Below are 22371 nucleotides of genomic sequence, written 5' to 3' on the forward strand. Positions count from 1 at the left end.
TTCAAAGCAAGTTTATAAAACTTTTTTACATCTAATTCAGATACAATGCTGTCTAATTCTTTAATGGCTTTTTGAGTATTTTTATCAGAACAAAATTTTAAGTAAAACTCTAAGGCATTATTTTTATCAAAATTTAATGCAGAATTAAACATATAATCAATATACCTCAATTTAGAAATATTCCAATTATTCAAAGACTGATTAAAGCTTTCAGCTTTAAAGAACATACTTTCCATATTTACAACTTTAGAAGTGTCCCAATTGTCTAAAGGCTGATTAAACTCTAAGGCTCCAGAAAACATACCGATCATATCCGTAACATTAGATGTATCCCAGCTATTTAAAGCCTGATTAAAACTTTTTGCTCCATAGAACATATATATCATATTTTCAACATTAGATACATTCCAATTATTTAATGGCTGATTAAAGCTTTCAGCTTTAAAGAACATACTTTCCATATTTACAACTTTAGAAGTGTCCCAATTGTCTAAAGGCTGATTAAACTCTAAGGCTCCAGAAAACATACCGATCATATCCGTAACATTAGATGTATCCCAGCTATTTAAAGCCTGATTAAAACTTTTTGCTCCATAGAACATATATATCATATTTTCAACATTAGATACATTCCAATTATTTAATGGCTGATTAAAGCTTTCAGCTTTAAAGAACATACTTTCCATATTTACAACTTTAGAAGTGTCCCAAGTTTCTATTCCTGAAAAATCTTCTCTTTTGCTATCATAAAATAGTTCACTCATATCAGTTGTTAAGCTTGTATCAATACTGCCTAGATTAATATTTTCATCTTCAGTTAATTTTTTTAATTCTTCTTTTGTTTCAGGTTTAAATTTTTTTTCCATTTTTTGATTTCCTTGTATTTACTAAAAAGTTTTTCTGCATAACAGTTTTTTAATTTCAAAATATATATTAATATATACTATATAAAAAAATAAATCAAGTATATTAATTTAATAAAAGACAGTTAATAAAAACATATTTTTTAAATTAAATAATAATATTACTATTGAAAATAATACTGCTTAATATATAATATCTTCAGAAAATAAAAATTAATATTAAGGAGGTTAAACATGTCTTCTCAAATGAATGAACAATTAGAGGCTATTTATAATAAAATAGTAAAAAGAAATCCGGGCGAGGCAGAATTTCATCAAGCGGTAAAGGAAGTATTAAACACTTTAGAAGCTGTATTAAAGAAAAAGCCTCATTATGCTGATCAGAAAATAATTGAAAGAATATGCGAACCTGAAAGACAAATAATGTTTAGAGTTCCTTGGATGGATGACAAGGGAGAAATACATGTAAACAGAGGATTCAGAATACAATTCTCAAGCGTAATAGGACCTTATAAAGGAGGGCTTCGATTTCACCCTTCCGTTTACTTAGGTATTATTAAATTTTTAAGTTTTGAGCAGATATTTAAAAATGCCCTCACAGGCTTGCCTATAGGAGGCGGAAAGGGGGGGGCAGACTTTGATCCTAAGGGAAAAAGCGATAATGAAGTTATGCGATTTTGCCAAAGCTTTATGACGGAACTTCATAGACATATAGGATATGATATTGATGTTCCTGCAGGAGATATAGGAGTGGGAGCCAGAGAAATAGGCTATTTATTCGGACAGTATAAAAAACTTAAAAACAGATTTGAGTATGGCGTATTAACAGGAAAAGGATTGGGATATGGGGGTTCTTTAGTACGCACTGAAGCCACAGGCTACGGACTTGTATATTTTACAGACCTTATGCTTAAAACTAACGGCAAAAACGGATTTGAAGGCAAAAAAGTTATAGTTTCAGGCTCAGGCAATGTTGCCATATATGCTATGCAGAAAGCCTGTCAGCTGGGAGCTAAAGTTATAGCCTGTTCGGACTCTAACGGAGTTATTTATGATGAAAACGGCATCAACTTAGACACCGTTAAGCGTCTTAAAGAGATAGAAAGAAAAAGAATTAAGGAATATATTAATACGCATTCTAATGCCGTTTATAAAGAAAATGGAAATATTTGGGATATTGCCTGCGATATTGCTATGCCTTGTGCAACTCAAAATGAACTTGATGCTAAAAGCGCCGAAGCATTAGTAAGAAACGGCTGCATATCGGTTACAGAAGGAGCTAATATGCCTGCAACTCCTGAAGCTATTGAAATATTTCAAAAATCAGGTATTCTGTATGCTCCCGGAAAAGCCACAAATGCAGGCGGGGTTGCAACTTCAGCTTTAGAAATGCAGCAAAATGCTTCTATGGATAAATGGGATTTTGACTATACGGATAATAAACTTAAAAATATTATGTCTAATATTCATAATACCTGCTATCAAACAGCAGAAGAATACGGATTTAAAGGCGACTATTTAAAAGGAGCCAATATAGCGGGATTTGTAAAAGTAGCTGATATAATGATACCTTACGGTTTAATTTAATAATTCATAGCTTAAAGAATGCCGTTAAAATAATTTTATGCTAACGGCATTTTTTACAGTCAATAAGTTATTTTAATCTTTCAGATTTATATAAATCAAAGAAAAAGCTATTTTTATGTTCTAAGCTGCACTCATTCATAATTATTATTAAATTCTTTTATCACTTCAGAATATCGTCTGAATCTGAACAGTTCGAATTTATAATTATATTTTTTAAGAATTTCCTCTGCTCTTTTTATAAACTCATCTTGATTATATAAAAGCAAATCTATATATCCTGCCGCTGTACCGATAGCACTGCCCAATACTATACCTATTTCTTTACCGCCATCGCCCATAATACTTATAAGCTCATCTGTAATATTATTTTTTTCATTTAAAAGATTTTTATTTATATTTTCATCTTCAAAATCATTATCTTTATTATCTACAAACATATAAGTTAAATATACAGCTCTTGCCCCCATTTTTGAAATATCAACAACAGAGTTTATATTATAATTGATATAATCATTTATAAGATTCATATAACAGCTGTTGCCTAAAAATATATCTTCTCTTAAAAAATTATCAGATGGCTTACACTCATAGACTGTGTATTTATTGCATGGATCTGAAATTATTTTTTTGCCTCTGTTTTTAATAGTATTAGTTATAAAATCGTATAATTTTGTAAGCTCTATTGCCTGATAAGGTTCCTCATCGCTTTTATTAACAGAGCCTAAATACAGACTTGATATATTTTCCCCTATTGTATGCTCAAGCATTATATAAAAAGCATTATAAGCATAATCTTCATCTATTTCATTTAATTTTTCATTATAAAATTCCAAGTTAAATAAATCAGTTTTCTCATCAAATTCAGCAGAAACTAAAATTTCTTTAAAACAAAAATCCTTACCGTACATTTTAAAATTAAAATTTTCCGAATTCTGATTAGTCATATAAGGATAAAATTTCCATTTGCTTTTTAATTTCTCAGGCATAGCATCAACTATTCTAGGAGTAAGATAAAATAAATATTCCCTGCCCTCTATAGTAAATGTAAACTCATAACCGCCCCCGAAATTAAAGTGCAAATCACTTGATATTAAAGATACGCCATTATAAACAAATTCTGCTATTTCATCAGGTGACATATCAGATTTATTTTCCATATAATCAGATATAACTTTTTCATTTTCTTCAAACCATTTCCAAAATCTATTAACTCTTTCATTAAAATTGATTCCATTATCTCTGTCTTCAGAGCATAGTATATAAAAATTATAAGCGTCGGTATCTTCATTATCTAAATCATAAGCCTTTTTAAAATATATTTCTGCATTTTCCTTATTGCCCTTATAATAATAAGCATAACCTACTCTGTAATTCCATAAAAAATCATCAATACTATCCTCTCTGATATACATTAAATTATTTAATGCTTCATCATACTTTTCTATATTATTATAAGCTCTTGCAAGTAAACTGAAAAGTTTTACATCTCTTTCATCGCTTGGAATTTTTTCTATAATCTCAATAATTTTTTCATGTTCATCATTTTCATGCAGTTTATCAATTTGTTCAATTATATCCATTATATTGCCTCCCGTTTATATATTATATCATGAAAATATTTTTATAAAATTAATTTAATAAAAAATTATATATTAATAATCTTTACAGGAAGAAGTTTTTCCAATTCTGTTTTTGAAATCTGTGTATTTCCTGTTATAAGACTTAGTACCTTTATATTATTCTTATCATTCAAGGCATTATAAATATATTCCAATGTATAATTTTTATTATAATTACTAAGAGGATATATAACATTTACATGATTTTCACATACAAATTTCTTTTTTTTTACTATTGCCGATTTTATATTTATATTCTTATGAGATCCTGTTACTCTATTAACGGCTATAACATTATTTTTTATTATTAAATCTTTTGGAATATTTCTTATATACTGAAGCTTTCTTTTACAAGGTATAAGTATTTTTCCATCAACTATATTAGATGAATATATCAAAGGTATAGCATTATTTTTATCATCGGTGAGATTTTCTTTATATTTATTCCAAGCAATACTTCCTGTTCTTACTTCATAACCTATTTCTTTTAAACTTATGGTATCTTTATATGCTTTATTTAAAAATGCTTTATCCTCTGTAAATATTGTAATCTCATTTTTTGAGAATATATATTTTTTATTTTTATGACTATTAGTTTTTTTGAGTATTAAAATCATAACTTTCTGATTTGCCTTATAAAAATTATAAGAACTCTCTAGAACATGCAAATATTCAATACTGCTGTTATTCATTATATATTCTCTTAATTTACTGAAAAAAGACCCGTTATTCATAGAAGGAGGCACTACATAGGCTAAATATCCGTTATCTTCTAAAAGCTCCAAGCCTATTTTTATGAATACGGAAAATATATTAACCCTCCCGTTTATTATATCAGAATATTTTTTTTTAATCTTTTTATCAGGCTTAAACTCAAAATACGGAGGATTTCCTATAACATAATCATATTTAATAAATTTTTTGGTATCTAACTGCAAAGTATCCAAGCATTTTATATCAGCATTATTTACTAATTTTTTTGATATAGAAACTAAAGTTTTATCAATATCAAAACCATATAATACAGGGCTTTTAAAATATTCATTGCAAGATAAAAGAAACTCTCCGCTTCCGCATGCAGGATCAAGTATTTTAACATTATCTTTTTTATCTGAAATAGATACTAATTTTGATAAAAGCAAATCTCTTATACCTTTAGGCGTAAAGTACTGCCCTAGTTTTTTTCTTTTTTCTATATCTGTATTTAATAGATAATTGGTACTCTCTTTTGTATAATCTTTATGCATTATATATTTAATCATTTTTTGCAGAGGAAAGTATATTTTTTATTTTTCTGTATATCTATAAAAATATCGCTGAGCATCATAGAAATATATATAAAAAATAATATATTGTCAAGTTATATTGACTGTTACTGTCATTAAATATATAATCTAAAAAATATATTAGTGAATATCAGATAAATAATTTATGAAGAAAATCATTATAATAATATCTATAAATATAGTTTTAATATTGTCATGCCAAACATTGAATATAATTATACCAGATAATGCAAGAACAATGCTTGTAAAAACTATGAATGAAGACAGAAGCAATAATCCTCTTTACAGAGAATTCAGAGCCGTATGGATTTCTACAGTTGTAAATATAGATTGGCCTGTTGAGGGAGGAAGCGAACGCGAACAAAAAAAACTCATAATAAAACATTTAGACACATTGCATCAAAATAATTTCAATGCATTATTTATTCAAGTTAAGCCAGATGCTGGAGTGATATTTCCATCTAAAATTAATCCTGCAACAAGATATTTTTTCGGTCCTCAATCTACAAATGAAAAAGATGATTACCCTTTTAAAACTGATATGCTGGAGTTTATAATAAATGAAGCTCATAAAAGAAATTTAGAAGTACATGCTTGGTTTAATCCGTATAGAATCTCATTAACTTATGATACAAATAAAAGCCTAAGCGAACAGTTTTCAAAAAAAAATTTTATACATACCTATGCTTCAAATAATTTAAAGCCTATTTACTGGTATGATAAAAGACTATATTTAGACCCCGGAGAGCCTATAAGCGAAAGATATATAAAAGACTCGGTAATAGAGGTAGTTGAAAATTATGATATTGACGGAATACATTTTGATGATTATTTTTATCAGAATGCTGCCAGAGGAAAAACATATAAAGATTGGAATGATAATGAAAGCGCTAAAAAATACGCAGCAAAAAGAGGATATGATATAAATAATAAATCTTATGATGATTACGGTGTAAACGGACTTTATGCTTGGAGAAGAGATAATATTAACAGACTTATAAACAGCTTATATAAAGAGATAAAGCAAAGAAAACCGTATGTCAAATGGACCGTATCTCCTGCGGGAGTATGGAGAAATAAAACATCTCTGTCAGTGTATGCAGGCAGTGAATACGGAAGCGATACTAAATCGTATAATCCGAATTTTGATGCTTTGCATGCCGATGTTCTTTTATGGATGCTTAACGGCGAAAAAACATCAAGTTTAAATAATGCTACGATAAAAGACGGTTTGAATAAAATGTATATTGATGCTTTAATACCTCAGGTATATTGGAGCTCAAAACATAAAACGGCTCCTTTTGACACAATAGTAAAATGGTGGGCTGATGAAGCTAAAAAATCAAGAAGCGGAAATACCGCAGATATATATATCGGGCATGCTCTGTACAGAATGGGAAGCTCTACAAATATAGAACCTTGGCAGGATACAGATTTAATGTCAAAACAAACGGAATACATCAGAAGAATAGGAAAAGGAGTTATAAAAGGCTCTTCATTTTTTACTATGCATAATATGTATGAAAAAGACAGAGACACGGGAAATTTCGGAAACGAAGCTGTAAAATATATGAAAGAAAATAATTATATATTTAAAGCAATAGTGCCTGTTATGAATACTATGAGATATATAAAACAAGCTCCTTTAAAATTGGAAAATCCGACTATTAAAAAAATTTTCGGAGCAATAGAGATAACATTCACAGATCCGAATGAATATAAAACAGATAAATACGGACATATCATAACGGGAACCTCATCATACTATGCAGTATACAGAGAAGAAGTAGGAGAAGCTGGAATAGAATTAATAGATAAAATAAGAAGAATAAATTTTAATATAAACTCAAAAGTAATATATAGAGATAAAACAGCTCACTCAAAAAAAACTTATATATATTATGTTACGGCATTGGATAGAATACATAATGAAAGCGAATATCTTAAAATAATAAATGATTAAGGTATTTATTTGACAAACATTATATAAATTAATATACTTAATTTATATGATATTAGAAAATATCTACTATACAAATTATTATAAAAATCACCGTATTAAATATGAAATCCTATTTGAAGATAAATACTTTGAAGATGAAAATATAAATATGCTGAATGATAATTACTATATTATGCATAAAAAATATTCAGGATATTTTAATAAAAAAGATATTATAGGCTATGAAAGAAATATATTCAAAATATCGGATAACAGCATAGTCTATAATTATAAAAGCGATGATGCTAAAATATTTAAAATTATTAACTGCAATGATAATGAATATTTTATATTTAACAGAGATTTATCTGGATTCTCAATATTAAACTTAAAAAATAAAAGCAAAGAGTTTAATTTATACTATAATAAGCCCATAAATTATAATAATAAAGAAAAAGGTATTATTGTATTTTCAGATTTTCAGTATAATAATAATCAAATACTTTTTTATGTTTTTTATTTATCAAAATCATATAACAGAGCATATAAAAGAGATTTTGATTATATGCTTTTTCATATTCATGATAATATATTTAATAATCAGAATTATATTAATCTAATAAGCATTAGAAAAACCGTATCTAATAAATATAATTACAGTATGGATTTTAACTATAAGTCATACTTTAATAAAGATAATATAATAGCAGAAAATATATTAACCAAAGAACAATTAATATTAAATAATGATGATTTTAATAACTTATTATAAGAAATCTGCCGTCTGTATATCATAATATTTTTTATATTGACATAATAATTATTTTTAGATATAATCCATATAAACTGATTATACTGCTATTCTAATAATGGAGATTTTATGGATAATAAATATGAAATAATTAGTTTTAATAAAGATGATCTAATTGTTAAATTAGATGAAAAACCTAAAGGTCATTTTTTTTATGTAATACTTAAAGGAAGAGTCGTATTTTATAATGATTTAGATGAGAGGAATTTATATTACAGCGGAAAAGGAGGTATTATAGGTTTAGTGTCTTCAATATTGTACAGCAACTATATTGCCAATGTAATGGCTGTAGAAGATACGGAAGTTGTAAAAGTAAAAATATCAAGTATAACGGATATAACAGATATAGAATTATTAAATAAAATATATGATTATATGTATTCTCTTTTAGAGATTTATTTAAGCAAATATTATACTATTTTGGCTAAAAACAAACTGGATCTATATAATAAAGATGATATAGAGATTATGGCAAACATATATAAAAATAATGGGTTTACAGATACTTCTTATAAATTATTAACAAAATATATAGAACTTTTTCAAAACAGCAATGATATTATAAGAGTAAAAGAGTTAATAAAAGACATTAAGCCTAACAGTGGAGAAATAACTCATATAGAAAAAAATATATATAAATTTCCGAAAGGATATACTCTCTACACTGAAATATACTCAAGCAATAATATATATGTAATACAATCAGGAAAGATTGGAGTATACAGTATAGTTAATTCAAAACAAACTATAAATAATATTTATACATCAGGTTACATAATAAACGGATACAGTCCTAAGCTGGAATATAAGCCACTTATGACAACCGCTATAGTTCTTGAGGATTCTGTAATAAGCATAATAAGTAAAGACGACTTAATAAAAATTATATATGAGCATAAGCCGTCAAGAACCAGTTTAATAAAAATGATTTCATTTAAAGTGGAAAGCGCCATTGAAAAAATAAAATCTTTTAATGAAAATAATCTGAATATAAAATTGATATCAATCATATATTCAATACTAAAAATAGACACTTTATTTAATATAGATGCAAAAAAAATAACATTATCCCATAAAATAGAAGATATAAAAAATATATTAAATATAGATAATAATGAAATTTATGAAGAGTTAAAAAATATAAAATATTTAGAACTAGATAACTCTTCAAATATAATAATAACAAATATAGAAGGATATATTAAAAAATACAGAAAATTCATAAAATAATTTTATTATTCAAATATAATAATGAAAAAGTATAAATTAATAAAATATAAAAAAGGCTCTGTGATATTAAAAGATTCTCAAAATCCTAAAGATAGTTTCTATATAATTTCAAGGGGAAGTGCTGTATCATATAATAATTTTTATAATGAAAAATATACATATAAAATGGGAAATATTATAGGTCTAATATCTTCCGTAACAAAAGAACCATACTATTCTACTGTAGAAACAATAGAGGATACATATTTATTTGAAATAAAAACTGAAAATATAAATAAAATCAATAATAAGCATTTAATAAACAGAATAACAAATTATTTAACATTTATATTGGAAACTTGGCTCAGCAAATACTATTCTATAATAGTAAATAATAAAATAGATTTATACAATAAAGAAGATATATTGATTATGGCTTCTATTTATAAAAATAACGGATTTACAGATGCAAGCTACAGATTATGTTCTGCATATATAAATCTGTTCAGCAAAGACTATAATGTAGATAATGTTAAAGATTTTATAAAGAATATTAATAAATCAAAAGAACCAGAACATATTAATAATAATTCTTATAAAATGTATAAAGGATATTGCTTATATTGCGAATTGGAAACTACAAATCATATCTATTATATAAAATCTGGAAAGATAGGAATATATAATATAGTTAATTCCAATTATGTTGCCAGAATGATTTATCCTAGAGGATATATTATAAGTTCTTATACTCCTACGCTTGAATATAAAACACTATTAACAACGGCTATAGTTTTAGAAGATTCTATAATAGATATTATGACTAAAGATGAATTAATAAAAATACTTTATAATGACGCCGATGCCAGACTTAATATTATTAAAATAATTTCTATGAAAATTATCAGTACGGCATTAAAAATAAAAGCTGCAAAGAAAACAGAATTAAAAGATAAATTAATAGTTCTTATATACTCCGTTTTAAAAATAGAAACTTTATTTTATAAAAATAATCATATAAAACTATATTATACAATAGAAGATATAAAAAATATGCTGAATATAAATAATGATATAAAAGATATAAAAGAAGTTTTAAAAGATATAAATTATTTGGAGTATGATAATTCTTATACTATCAATATTACAAATATAAGCAAATATTTCTTTGAATATAAAAACTATACATAATAATTTTTTACAGTAAAAAATAAAATTAATATAAATATTTAAAAATTATTGACATAAGATATAAATATATTAGAATATACAATATAAATATTTTACGGATTGTATATGCTAAATTATAATACCATTAAATTTAATAAATCTGCCACTATATTTATAGAAGGACAGGAACCTAAATACACATTTTATATAATAAAAAAAGGAAGTGTAATCGTATACAGCTATTTTGCGGATAATTATAATATTGAATATAAAAAAGGAGATATAATAGGTTTATTTAATGCCATTTTAAACGAGCCTTATTTTTCTACAATGAAAGCATTAGAAGAAGTTGAAGTTATGGAAATCAATATTAATGAAATAGAAAAAATTGATAATATAAACCTCATAAATAAAATATATAATTATCTTATTTTTAATATAGAAAAATGGCTGAACAGATATTATTATTTTCTTCATAGGGAAAATAATCCTTATTATAATATAAATTACAGTGAAAACAACATAACTGAAATGTGCCGAATATATTTAGAAAATAAATTTGATGATGCCGCTTATAAATTATATAAAAAATATATAGAACTCAATCCTAAGGATAAAGACAAAAATGAAGAGCTTGAATCTATATTTGAGAATATAAAACCTATGGAAGAAGCAGAAAAGATAGAAGATAATATTTATAAATATAAAAAAGGAAGCTGCCTTTATACGGAACTTCAAGGAAGCAATTATCTGTATGTAATTAAATATGGTAAAATAGGAGCATACAGTATATTTGATGCTAAACAGGTAACAAGAAGAGTATTTGCAACAAATGATGTGCTTAACGGATATAATCCCATATCTAAAAATGAACATCTCTCTACAACTGCAATAGTTCTTCAGGATTCTATTATAGAATTGGTAAAAAGAGAAGATGCAATGAATTTAGTGAGATCCGACAGAAATTTAAGGCTGTATTTTATAAAAACAATGAGTATGAAAGTATATGATACCATATCAAGAATAAAAGCATTTAATGCCAATAATATTATCAGTAAATTTGTAATTATAATAGAAGCATTAATAAAAACGGAACTATTATTTAAAAGTATGAATAAAATAATATTTCAGTATAATATCAATGATATATGCTCTATGATAGGTATGGAATATAAGCCAAGCATAGAAAACGATATTCTAAAGATAAAAACTTTAAATATCTCAGAAGAGGGATATTTAATAGTTAATGATATATATGAGTTTTATAAAGAATATGAAATATATAAACAAAGAAATTCATACAAAATAGAAAATAATTAATTTATAATAAAATATGATAAATATTCTATATTGCCCTTAGCACCTTTTATCGGAGATACGGTTCTATTAATCTCTTTAAATCCGAAGTCTGATATTCTCTGTACAGCATTATCAAGTATTTTTTCTCTTAAAGAATTATCTTTAATAACACCGCCTTTTGATACATACCCTCTTTCTGCTTCAAACTGAGGTTTTATCAAGCTGATCCAATATTCCAAATCATTCAGCTCTTTAAAAATTATGGGAGCGATTTTAGAAACTGATATAAAAGAAACATCGCTTACAATAACTGATGGTATATCATCATTAAACATTTCTCTTTTAATATCTTTAGCATTAAAGTCTTCAATTGATACAACCCTGCTGTCATTACGGAGTTTGTAAACAAGCTGATTATGTCCCACATCAAGCGAATAAACTTTTTTAGCTCCATGACGAAGAAGACAATCTGTAAATCCTCCTGTAGAAGAGCCTATATCCAAGCATATTTTATTTTCTGCAGATATTCCGAAATACGAAAATGCTTTCTCTAACTTTTCACCCGCTCTTGATACATATTTTATATTCTGCACAACTTCTATATTATCGGTATCTTTTATTTTATGAGCTTTTGATGTTACCTTTACGCCATTAATAAATACGCATCCTGCAAGTATTATATCCTGCGCTTTAGATCTGCTTTCGGTATATCCTTTAAAATATACAAATTCGTCTAATCTCATTTATAAAATAAAGTCATAATCCCAAAAAAGATTTTATAATGGAGAGCGAATTTTTATCTTTATCTCTTGTTATAATTTTAAAAATCATCTCTGTGTGATTGTTTTCTAATATATTAGAAGTAAAATAAACAGACTCAAATGCCTCTTTGTATCCATAGCCGAATATACCCATGTCATAATCTAAGTCAAGATACAAAGACATAATATTGTTTTTAGCTAAATTAAGCTTATTTTCATCTAATTTTACAGCAGGAACTTCTCCGTTAATTATAGAATCTATAACATTAGAATCTGAGGATATATAGAGTATAGAATCTTTTACAAGCATAAAAAAATCGTCTAAAGTGTAAACATCATTATTATTATCTTCTGCCAAAACTTCCAATATTGTTTTTACAGTTTCGCTGTCTGTTACAGATGCCGAAATCAATAATGCAGTATTATCGGAACTATCCCAAGCGGATATAAATATATCGCCTCCGAAAAGTTCTATAAGCTTATAAACATCTATTCCATACTCTTCTAAAGTTTTTAATTCCTCGTCAAAGAAATGCATCTTGCTCATATCTCCGACAATATTTCTAATCTGATTTGATAATTCTTTGCTGTTAAAAGCTAATGATAAAAAACCGTAATTATTTTCTCCATTAACAAAAGAATATATATTATCTGCTAGTTGTTTTTTTAATAATGATATGTCATGAGAATAATTAGGAGTATAACTATCTATAATCAGATTGGCATCTCCATTATTAAAATTTATTTTTGCAGTAATAGCCGCATCTTTATAATTATCTCCTGACAATTCTTTATAATTTCTTGCAAATAAGAACTTAGTAAAATCCGAATTATTATCATCAAGTATGCTTAAATTAACCCATATATAAAAATCATTAGTTTCATTTTCCAAAGCAGAAAATCTTTCATCTGATAAAGGATTATTATCTATAAATATATAATTAGCTATATTGGTTATATACTCTTTATTTAACTCTTCATTATACCAATAATTATCTTTTAATTTTAAAGTAATTGTAAATATTTCTTCATTCCAAGAAATTAAATTATATTCATCAAGCGCCAAATATCTGTAAGCTGCATTTTCTGCAACAGAAATTAATTTATCTTCCTGACTAGCCATTTTTATCATCAGTTTATCAAGCTCCGTAATATTTTTAACATCAAATATTAAAGACATTTGCTGATAGCCGTTAAAGAAAACAACTCTGGAAGTTTTAGAGAAGTCTATATATTCGTTTAATCTATTTGTCATAACATCAGCTACAAAATCATCGTCTCTGTATTCTAAATATCTATCCGCATAATTCTGCATAAAAAATTCATTAAAAACAAGCTGCAAATCAACTTCAGCTTTCTGAGCCAGCAATTCTAAATTAAGAGAAAAAACACTATCTGCATTGTCGGGGATATATTTTCTATCGGCAGCATAAGTAAAAATGCTTATTGTTAATAAAAATAATAATGAGATTAATGATACTCTTCTCATTGAATAGTCTCCTTCAGAATTAATTATTGAGAAACAACTTATTTCTATATTATATTAGACTGTAATTAAAAGTCAAGCATAATATATTTATTACAGTATTAATTTTATATTAAAAAATATTTCTAATGAGTAAAAAATTCTTGCAATTAAATATAAATTATTTATAATCATAAAATATTATATTTAATATATTCAGGATATAAATTATGAGATATTTGATAGTACATGGTCATTTTTATCAACCACCAAGAGAAAATCCATTTCTTGGAGAGATACAGAAAGAAGCCAGCGCCGCTCCGTCTCATGATTGGAATGAAAGAATAACAAACGAATGCTACAGCCCTAATGCATATTCAAGAATATTGGATGGATACGGAAGAATTACAGATATGTCTAATAATTATGAATATATTAGTTTTAATTTCGGACCTACTCTGCTTGATTATATAGCAAAGACAAGAGAGGATTTATTAGAAAGAATATTGGAAGCCGATAAAAAAAGCATAAAAAGATTAGGATACGGAAATGCCATAGCTCAGGTATATAATCATATAATACTGCCTTTAGCTAAAAAAGAAGATATGAGGGTCCAGATAAAATGGGGATTATATAACTTTGAAAAATATTTTAAAAGAAAATCAAGCGGAATATGGCTGTCTGAAACAGCTATTAATTTAGATGTTGTTGACGCTTTATACGACTGCGGAATAAAATTTACAATATTGTCTCCGTATCAGGCACATTATGTAAAAAATATACAAACTTTAGATGTCTCAGGCGGCAAAATAGATACTTCAAAACCTTATTGGCTGTATGGTCATAACGGAAAAAAAGTTATAGTATTTTTCTATGATCCTTATATATCGCAATCTATAGCTTTTGAGCATCTGCTTACATCTTCAGATAAGTTTGCAGAGAGGATAAGAAATGCTTACGGGGAAAGAAAACTTGTCAATATAGCAACTGACGGAGAAAGCTACGGACATCATGAGCCTTTTGCCGATATGTGCTTGGCTAGATATTTCAAAGAAAACATTCATTATGATAATATAACTCCTACAAATTATGAACATTATTTGAATATGTATCCTCCTAAAGAAGAGGTCATACTTTATGAGGGAACAGGAGGAAGAGGAACTTCTTGGAGCTGTTCGCATGGAGTTGAAAGATGGAGAAGCAGCTGCGGATGCGGCGGCTGGGAAGGATGCGATTTATCTTGGCGAACTCCTTTAAGAGAGGCTTTTGATATACTTAGAAAAATGCAGGATAAATTATTTAAAACTTTCCTGAACTTTACAAATGAAACCAGAAACTCTATAAGAGAAGAGTATGTAAGAGCTATGTATAATCATGTTGATGCCAAAGATTTATATGAAATATGCAAAAAATATATATCTTTCAAAGAGTTCATATTTTTAATGGAATCATATAAATATTCTTTATTCACATACACTTCATGCGGATGGTTTTTTGAAGATGTTTCAAGATTAGAGCCTGTAAAAAATATGCAGTATGCTGAAAGATCTTTTCACTATGCGAGTTTATTAATTAAAGATAAAAACGATGATTTCGTAGATAAATCCCGTAAAGAGTTTTTAGAAACATTAGAGAAAGCCGTAAGCAATAAGCCAGAGCATCATAATGCAAGATATTTTTATGAAAAAGAAGCCAAAGTTGATGTATTTACAAAACTTTATATTATAAACTATTTTATATTTAATCTTATAGCAAGCGGAAGCAAAGATGCAAATATAACACTTTTTAAACATGAAATAAAGGCAACCAAAATAGAAAAAAATTATGCTGAAGGAATATTGATTGATAATATAGATGCCGATATGTATTTTAAAGTCAATATGATAATCGAAAATCATAAATTTAAAAATCAGATTCAAATTTCGGAATATTATAACAAATTAGATGAAAGTACAATTTATACTATGTATTTAAAAGATTTAAATTCAGATATAAGAGATAAATTGGCTAACCGTTTATTTGAAGAAGATATTAAAAACTTAGATATTTTAATGCATAAGATATATCCTGAATACAGAAAGCTTTTTACATATTTTAATTTAAATAGCATTACTCCAGATTATGACTATAGAAGAATAATGGGTGCTATGGCGTCGCCTATATTAAGAGAGAAAATTATAGAAAAAGGACGCGATGCTTATGATGAAGTTTCTGAAAATTTACATAATGCAAGAAATGCGGAAATATTTATTTCAAACAGCGGAATATCAAGCTTAATAGGAGATAATATAAAATCGGCACTGAATGAATTCTATCAGACTGATAATGCTGCAATAATTTATGATCTTCTTAAAGATATAAAATTCCTTTCTAATAATGATATGCCTATAGACAGAAACACATTTGAAAATATTTTTTATAATATACTTCAAAAATACAGAAACGGAAATATTATCTTTGATAAAGATGAAGAAAAGAATGCATTTAAAGAATTAGGATACTGGCTTAATTTTAATATGGATAATATATAGTATTTTATACCGATAATGAATTATATATTATTCATTAGTATTTCTTATTATTAAGCTCCCGTTGATTAAACTTAAAGTAACGGTAAATAAATTATTTGTAAAGCAATCAACATTTATCTTGATTATTTTTCCGCTGTCTGAAGAGTTCTTTGCCAGTTCTATTCTGCCGTCAGCCTTCTTTCCAAAATTATAATTAGTGGTTATATAATACCCTTCATTCTTCCATAAATAATTTGCATATTTTACACTGTAGCTAAGCGCATCATTTACCCTATTAAAAGTAAAAACTTTAATATCTCCATCTTCTATACTGCGTATTTTAGGATAAATATTTAAACCTGTAATTTTATTAACGGAAGATACAGCATTATTTCCTATAGTATAAAACTCATCATAAGACTTATTTTTTGAAATAAATAAATATGTTATCAATGATGCCGAAACAATAATTACTATAGTGGGTATAATTCTTTTCATATAAAACCTTTTTATTTATTTAAATCTTTTATTGTTTCATTTTTGCATATAATATTAGCTATTATTTTATTGTCCTTTTTAAGTTTTCTTATACCCAAAATAATATATGCAGAAAATACTGCAAATGAAAATATAGGTCCTAAATTATGATAAACATTAATTAATTCAGATACATACTCCCCTATAAAATATCCTGCTATAAGACAAATTAATGGCACTATATAAACAAAAAAATTAGCGCTTTTCTTTAATTCATCAACTTCTATGACAACGCTGTCCCCCTCTAAGGCATTAATTTTATTTAACGCCCTAAGTACAATTGGTTTATGAGAATTGCATATAGTGCATCCGTCACAGCTTGAACTTCTTTGCAATTCAACTTTAGCGGTATTATTATTATATGTTTCCAATACCAGAGCAAATTCCCTTCTCATAAGTAACTCCTTATATTTTATTGTATTTTTTTAAAATTCCTGCAAAATAAAAATATTTCTCTGCTTTCATCTCTTGAACTTTTAGGCTTAAATATACTTACAGAATCAAAATGTTCTTTAAGCTCATTTTTAAAATCAGGCAGATCTCTACCGTCAAATACTTTTATAAAAAAATGTCCCTTATCTTTTAATACATTCTTAGCAAGCTTAAAAACAGTCCTGCATAAAGAGATGGATCTTAAATGATTGGTTTCTTTATCGGATATTGTATTAGGCATAGCATCACTTACAACAACATCAAATAAAGTATTATCAAAATCGTCAATATCCATATTTTTTATATCTCTGAGTATAAACTTAAATTTCTGATGAGCAAATGAATTCGGAAGTATATCAACGCCTACTACAAAGCCTGTTTTCAATATTTTATTAAGCATATACTGACTGAAAGATCCAGGGGAGCAGCCGACATCTAATATTATATCGGAAGGTTTTATAAACTTAAATTTATTCTGCGCTTCCTCTAATTTAAATACACTTCTTGCTTTATAATTTTCTTCTTTTGCCTTTTTAAAATAATAATCCTGTATTTTTTTCATTATATGCTTAAACTCTATTTCTAAAAAATAAAAATCATAAATTATAATATAGAATTTAAAATAAAAAAGCAATAGATAAATTATCTACTGCTGTTTTTATTTATAAAAAAATATAAAATTATAATATCCAATCAAGTTTTTCTTCAGACCTTACTACGCCTACAGGTAAATTTGAAAGAGAAGATTTATCTACTAAATTCTCCAATCTCTTTATACCTACAATATCAATCCTAGACATAGCGGCATATCTTATAGCTTCAGGACTTACCATAGCGCATGTTACAAGTATGGAATTAGAAATATTTGAATTAACTGAATACTCATATAAATGCATAAGCTCATCATTAAATATAGGACTGTAATAAGTTCTGAAATAAATTATTTTTTTAGGAGCATGAATACTGCTGCTTTCTTTGGCAAAAATAATAAGATATTTTTTATCAGTAGTTTTTAAAGAATAAGGAATGAGCCCCATACTGGAAACCACTTTTAAAGCCATGTCATTGAAATCATTGCCCTCCAATTTAAAGAACTTCTTAATATTTTCGCTGTATCTGGAATCTTTATAATTATTTAATTTTTCATTGGCATCTTTATAATTAGGGTCAAGTACTATTATTCCTTCCAATATCTCCATAGATTTATTAATATTTCCGATTATATCATAACATTCTGAAAGCGTATATAATATGGCTAAATTCAATTCCTTATCATAGCTTTCATAGCCTATTGCTTTTTCTAAAATCTTAATAGCTGATTCTATATTCTCAAGTTTTATATAACAAAGTCCCATTTCATACAATGATTTAACGGAATATTCCTTATCCTTATATGAGACGGAATAATATTTAATAGCAGACTTATAATCTTTCCTGCCTCTATACGCCTTTCCTAAATTATAATTTAATAAACTGTCATCAGGATATTTTTTATGCACGATATTCATAAAGGAAATAGATTCATTAAAGTTTCCTATATTAACAAAACAAAAAGCTTTATATTTCAAAGCATCTAAATTATTAGGCTGAATATCTAAAACTTCATTGAAATATTCTATAGCAGTTTCGTACTGTCTGTTTTCATAATATATGATTCCTATTTCCATAGAAACTTCCAATTTATAGCCGTCTATTTTTAAAAGAGTAAGATACTGCGCTAAGGCTTCTCCTTTTCTTTCTATTTTACTTAAAGCTCTAGCTAATGATAGTATAATTTCAGGCGATTTATCTCCGTTATCAATTGCATGTCTGTATTCTACAATGGCAAAAGAATATTCTTTCATTTTAAAATAGCAGTCTCCTATCATAGCATGTATTTTTGCTCTTTTTATTCCAGTTTTATCTTTACTTAATATTTCCTTCAGCTTTAATAAAGCCATATCATATCTGCCGTCTGCAATAAATTTATTAGCCTTATCAATATCAGATACTCTATTATTAAATTTAGGCAGAAAAAACTTTCTGACAATTAAAAGAAGTGTTATGAATACACATATAAATACTATAATAGAAATATTATAATTCATATTTTTTAATTAAACTATAAATAAAATCTGAATTATTTTATATCTTTTTAAAAATAATTTCAATTCTTTTTATATATTTTATTTTCTGTTTGCAAATCTTATAAATATCTTCAAAATTTCGGTAGCTGCAATAATAATTACAGAAACTCCGATTATCTTTATCCAAGTATTAAAACTTAAAGGAACGGTATTAAAAAATCTTCCCGCATACTGAATCAAGAATATTTGCAATACAAAAGTAATGCCAATACTCAAAAGCATTAATTTATTACTTAAAAAATACTTAAATACGCTTTCATATCCAAGCTCTCTGCTGTTAAACGAATTAAATATCTGAAACATTACAAACATAGAAAATAATACCGTAGACTGCTCTGCATAAGGAACATTAAGTATATTTAATCTGCTTTGAAGCATAAATAATATAATCATAACCGAAGCTGAAAATAATATTTTAAATATCATATTTTTAGTTAAAATGCTTGCATTTCTTTTTATAGGCATTCTTTTCATCAAATTATCTCTGATAGGTTCAAGTCCTAAAGCAATGGCTGGCGGACCGTCCATAATAATATTTATCCATAATAACTGTACGGCAGAAAACGGAGATTTTAATCCTATTAATGATGAAATAAGAACAACTGCCACAGAAGCCAAATTAACGGTAAGCTGGAACTGTATAAATCTCTGAAAATTATCATATATGCCCCTTCCCCATTGCACAGCCTTGACAATAGTTGCAAAAGAATCATCAAGAAGAACTATATCACTGGCTTCTTTTGATACTTCCGTTCCCGTTATACCCATAGCAATACCTACATCTGCATTTTTTATAGCAGGCGCATCATTAATACCGTCTCCTGTTACAGCAACAACATTACCAGTCTCTTTTATGGCATTAACTACACGCATTTTTATTGCAGGTGTGCTTCTGGCTATAACCGATATTTTACTTAGATTTTGCTTTAATGTATTATCGTCCATAGCATCTATATCTTTTGCCTCAAGAACTATGCCGTTTTCATTAAGTATTTTTAATTCTCTTGCTATAGCGGATGCGGTAACTATATTATCGCCTGTAAGCATTTTTATATTTATGCCTGCATTTATGCATTTATCAACAGCATCATAAACCTCTTTTCTTATAGGATCGGATATAGCTGCAAAGCCGTCATATATTAAACCGCTTTCAAGTTTCTCTCTATTATTTTCAACATTATTATCAGCTATTTTATGGGCAAATGCTATCACCCTTTTAGCTTCATTTTGGAATTTTTCTATAGCTTCCTCAATATATTTTCTATCTTCATCTTTTATGCTGCACATAGATATTATTTTCTCAGGGCTTCCTTTGGTAAATACTATAATTTCATTATCTATTTCAGCAACAGTTGTCATATTTTTTGTTTCCGATGAAAAAGGATATTCATATATAGTTTTTGATTTCTCTCTTATCTCTTTATAATTAAATCCAGATTTGCCTGCAGCAACTAATAATGAGCATTCCGTAGGATTTCCTAAAAACTTAACCGTATTATTTTTATAATCAATATCGGCTGTGGAGTTTATGGCAAAGTTTTTTATAATTTTTTCATTTATAATATTTTCAGGCTCTATATATTCGCCGCCTGCAAATAATTTATTTAATGTCATTTTATTTTCTGTAAGAGTACCAGTTTTATCAGAACAAATAACATTTATGCTTCCTATAGTTTCGCAAGCCTGCATTTTCTTTACTAATGCATTATGACCAGCCATTTTAATAATATTAACAGAAAGCGAAACTGCAACTATTGCGGGAAGTCCTTCAGGAACGGATGCAACTATTAATACTATACTTGTAATAAAAGCTTCTGAAATAACGGTAAAATTTACATTCCCCGTTCTGATGAAATTGACAACCTGTATGATAAATACTATAACAGCAGCAGTTATTCCGAACATTGCTATCTTTTTGCCAAGCTGAACTAATTTCTCCTGCAAAGGTGTTGAAGTTTTCTTTGTTTTTGAAAGCTCCATAGCTATTTTTCCAAACTCGGTGGCATCTCCCACGGAAGTAACAGCTATTTTTCCATTACCAGCTGCAACAAATGAACCTGAATAAACCATATTTATTCTTTCGGCTACAGGTGTTTTATCATCTGTCAATACAGCATCGGCATATTTTTCCACAGTTTCGCTTTCGCCTGTCAAAGCAGATTCATCAATATTAAGCAATACGCTTTCTAATAATCTTCCGTCAGCTGGAAGTTTATTCCCTGCTTCTATAAAGGCAATATCGCCTACAAGCAGGTCTTTTTGATTGATTATCTCTATATTACCGTCTCTTATAACTTTTATACGGATATCTTCATTAATGCTGTTCAATGCCTCAAATGCTTTTGCACTTTTTCCTTCCATAACTATGGTAATAGTAATAGATAAGCTTATGGCTAAAAATATACCTAAGCATTCTAAAAAGTCTGCATGTCCTCCATTAAAATATGCCGCTGTATTTACAGAAACGGCTATAATGCCTGCAAATATAAGCATTAATATCATAGGTTCTTTCAGAGATTCTAATATCTTTTGAATTACAGAAATATCTTTCTCTTTAGTAAAACTGTTAGCTCCGTATTTTTCTAAACTTATCTTTCTTGCATCTTTAGTTAATCCTATTTCAGGATCTACTTTAAGTTCTCTTAGAATATCTTCTTTACTGCCTAAAAAACTATCCATTAAACACCTCTTATTATTTTTTTAATGTAAAATAAAAAATGCATAAAAAAGACCCATCTATAAATAAACAATCAA

17 protein-coding genes are annotated in these 22371 nt (G+C 27.1%); 7 read left to right on the forward strand and 10 right to left on the reverse strand.

Going from position 1 to position 22371, the window contains the following annotated elements; genetic code table 11:
• The coding region (locus QZ306_RS07080; protein WP_295162517.1) for a BspA family leucine-rich repeat surface protein at positions 1–866 on the reverse strand (866 nt) is incomplete at its 3' end.
• Between the two features lie 231 nt (positions 867–1097).
• On the opposite strand from QZ306_RS07080, the gene gdhA reads away from it, so the two are divergent.
• Complete coding sequence (gdhA, locus tag QZ306_RS07085) at positions 1098–2450, forward strand: NADP-specific glutamate dehydrogenase (protein ID WP_295162518.1); 1353 nt, start codon at positions 1098–1100, stop codon at positions 2448–2450.
• A 131-nt stretch (positions 2451–2581) separates the two neighbouring features.
• Here gdhA and QZ306_RS07090 read toward each other — a convergent pair whose 3' ends face one another.
• The gene (locus QZ306_RS07090; protein ID WP_295162520.1) at positions 2582–4030 is read right to left on the reverse strand and encodes a hypothetical protein; all 1449 of its coding nucleotides are present in this window, start codon (positions 4028–4030) and stop codon (positions 2582–2584) included.
• 65 nt (positions 4031–4095) lie between these two features.
• Entirely contained in the window at positions 4096–5316 is a 1221-nt protein-coding gene (locus tag QZ306_RS07095; protein WP_295162521.1) for an N-6 DNA methylase, read from the reverse strand.
• Between the two features lie 184 nt (positions 5317–5500).
• Here QZ306_RS07095 and QZ306_RS07100 point away from each other — a divergent pair, with 184 nt between their 5' ends.
• From QZ306_RS07100 to QZ306_RS07120, 5 genes are all read left to right on the forward strand, one after another.
• Complete coding sequence (locus tag QZ306_RS07100) at positions 5501–7318, forward strand: family 10 glycosylhydrolase (protein ID WP_295162523.1); 1818 nt, start codon at positions 5501–5503, stop codon at positions 7316–7318.
• Between the two features lie 46 nt (positions 7319–7364).
• Positions 7365–8069: a hypothetical protein gene (locus QZ306_RS07105; protein ID WP_295162525.1), complete on the forward strand. Its 705-nt coding sequence runs from the start codon at positions 7365–7367 to the stop codon at positions 8067–8069.
• 108 nt (positions 8070–8177) lie between these two features.
• Positions 8178–9338, forward strand: coding sequence for a cyclic nucleotide-binding domain-containing protein (locus tag QZ306_RS07110; RefSeq protein WP_295162526.1), 1161 nt, complete (start codon positions 8178–8180; stop codon positions 9336–9338).
• A 21-nt stretch (positions 9339–9359) separates the two neighbouring features.
• Entirely contained in the window at positions 9360–10508 is a 1149-nt protein-coding gene (locus QZ306_RS07115; RefSeq protein ID WP_295162528.1) for a cyclic nucleotide-binding domain-containing protein, read from the forward strand.
• Between the two features lie 105 nt (positions 10509–10613).
• Positions 10614–11807 carry a cyclic nucleotide-binding domain-containing protein gene (locus QZ306_RS07120; protein WP_295162530.1) on the forward strand — a complete coding sequence of 398 codons (1194 nt, stop codon included), beginning with the start codon at positions 10614–10616 and terminating at the stop codon, positions 11805–11807.
• Here the strand turns inward: QZ306_RS07120 and QZ306_RS07125 are convergent.
• Together QZ306_RS07125 and QZ306_RS07130 are read right to left on the reverse strand one after the other, a co-directional pair.
• Entirely contained in the window at positions 11804–12529 is a 726-nt protein-coding gene (locus QZ306_RS07125) for a TlyA family RNA methyltransferase (protein ID WP_295162532.1), read from the reverse strand. The genes QZ306_RS07120 and QZ306_RS07125 overlap by 4 nt on opposite strands.
• Positions 12530–12542: 13 nt before the next feature.
• Positions 12543–14036, reverse strand: coding sequence for a DUF4836 domain-containing protein (locus QZ306_RS07130; RefSeq protein ID WP_295162534.1), 1494 nt, complete (start codon positions 14034–14036; stop codon positions 12543–12545).
• 206 nt (positions 14037–14242) lie between these two features.
• Here QZ306_RS07130 and QZ306_RS07135 point away from each other — a divergent pair, with 206 nt between their 5' ends.
• On the forward strand, positions 14243–16543 hold the full coding sequence (locus QZ306_RS07135) for a DUF3536 domain-containing protein (RefSeq protein WP_295162536.1): 2301 nt from the start codon (positions 14243–14245) through the stop codon (positions 16541–16543).
• Positions 16544–16570: 27 nt separating this feature from the next.
• Here QZ306_RS07135 and QZ306_RS07140 read toward each other — a convergent pair whose 3' ends face one another.
• The 5 genes from QZ306_RS07140 to QZ306_RS07160 form a co-directional block, all read right to left on the reverse strand.
• Entirely contained in the window at positions 16571–17020 is a 450-nt protein-coding gene (locus tag QZ306_RS07140) for a hypothetical protein (protein WP_295162538.1), read from the reverse strand.
• Positions 17021–17031: 11 nt separating this feature from the next.
• A complete protein-coding gene (locus tag QZ306_RS07145) occupies positions 17032–17454 on the reverse strand; it encodes a SoxR reducing system RseC family protein (RefSeq protein ID WP_295162539.1) in 423 nt (140 codons plus the stop codon).
• 17 nt (positions 17455–17471) lie between these two features.
• Positions 17472–18053 (reverse strand): RlmE family RNA methyltransferase, encoded by a 582-nt coding sequence (locus tag QZ306_RS07150; protein ID WP_295162541.1) that lies wholly within the window; start codon positions 18051–18053, stop codon positions 17472–17474.
• 118 nt (positions 18054–18171) lie between these two features.
• Positions 18172–19578 carry a tetratricopeptide repeat protein gene (locus QZ306_RS07155; protein ID WP_295162543.1) on the reverse strand — a complete coding sequence of 469 codons (1407 nt, stop codon included), beginning with the start codon at positions 19576–19578 and terminating at the stop codon, positions 18172–18174.
• 78 nt (positions 19579–19656) lie between these two features.
• Positions 19657–22296 (reverse strand): calcium-translocating P-type ATPase, PMCA-type, encoded by a 2640-nt coding sequence (locus QZ306_RS07160; protein WP_295162545.1) that lies wholly within the window; start codon positions 22294–22296, stop codon positions 19657–19659.
• Positions 22297–22371 lie beyond the last annotated feature (75 nt).

It is taken from the genome of uncultured Brachyspira sp., assembly GCF_910588665.1.
GTDB lineage: Bacteria > Spirochaetota > Brachyspiria > Brachyspirales > Brachyspiraceae > Brachyspira.

Excerpts from the sequence above, each read along its gene's own strand:
- gdhA (WP_295162518.1), top strand. The coding sequence starts at position 1,098 with ATGTCTTCTCAAATGAATGAACAATTAGAGGCTATTTATAATAAAATA.
- QZ306_RS07090 (WP_295162520.1), bottom strand. The coding sequence starts at position 4,030 with ATGGATATAATTGAACAAATTGATAAACTGCATGAAAATGATGAACAT.
- QZ306_RS07095 (WP_295162521.1), bottom strand. The coding sequence starts at position 5,316 with ATGCATAAAGATTATACAAAAGAGAGTACCAATTATCTATTAAATACA.
- QZ306_RS07100 (WP_295162523.1), top strand. The coding sequence starts at position 5,501 with ATGAAGAAAATCATTATAATAATATCTATAAATATAGTTTTAATATTG.
- QZ306_RS07105 (WP_295162525.1), top strand. The coding sequence starts at position 7,365 with ATGATATTAGAAAATATCTACTATACAAATTATTATAAAAATCACCGT.
- QZ306_RS07110 (WP_295162526.1), top strand. The coding sequence starts at position 8,178 with ATGGATAATAAATATGAAATAATTAGTTTTAATAAAGATGATCTAATT.
- QZ306_RS07115 (WP_295162528.1), top strand. The coding sequence starts at position 9,360 with ATGAAAAAGTATAAATTAATAAAATATAAAAAAGGCTCTGTGATATTA.
- QZ306_RS07120 (WP_295162530.1), top strand. The coding sequence starts at position 10,614 with ATGCTAAATTATAATACCATTAAATTTAATAAATCTGCCACTATATTT.
- QZ306_RS07125 (WP_295162532.1), bottom strand. The coding sequence starts at position 12,529 with ATGAGATTAGACGAATTTGTATATTTTAAAGGATATACCGAAAGCAGA.
- QZ306_RS07130 (WP_295162534.1), bottom strand. The coding sequence starts at position 14,036 with ATGAGAAGAGTATCATTAATCTCATTATTATTTTTATTAACAATAAGC.
- QZ306_RS07135 (WP_295162536.1), top strand. The coding sequence starts at position 14,243 with ATGAGATATTTGATAGTACATGGTCATTTTTATCAACCACCAAGAGAA.
- QZ306_RS07140 (WP_295162538.1), bottom strand. The coding sequence starts at position 17,020 with ATGAAAAGAATTATACCCACTATAGTAATTATTGTTTCGGCATCATTG.
- QZ306_RS07145 (WP_295162539.1), bottom strand. The coding sequence starts at position 17,454 with ATGAGAAGGGAATTTGCTCTGGTATTGGAAACATATAATAATAATACC.
- QZ306_RS07150 (WP_295162541.1), bottom strand. The coding sequence starts at position 18,053 with ATGAAAAAAATACAGGATTATTATTTTAAAAAGGCAAAAGAAGAAAAT.
- QZ306_RS07155 (WP_295162543.1), bottom strand. The coding sequence starts at position 19,578 with ATGAATTATAATATTTCTATTATAGTATTTATATGTGTATTCATAACA.
- QZ306_RS07160 (WP_295162545.1), bottom strand. The coding sequence starts at position 22,296 with ATGGATAGTTTTTTAGGCAGTAAAGAAGATATTCTAAGAGAACTTAAA.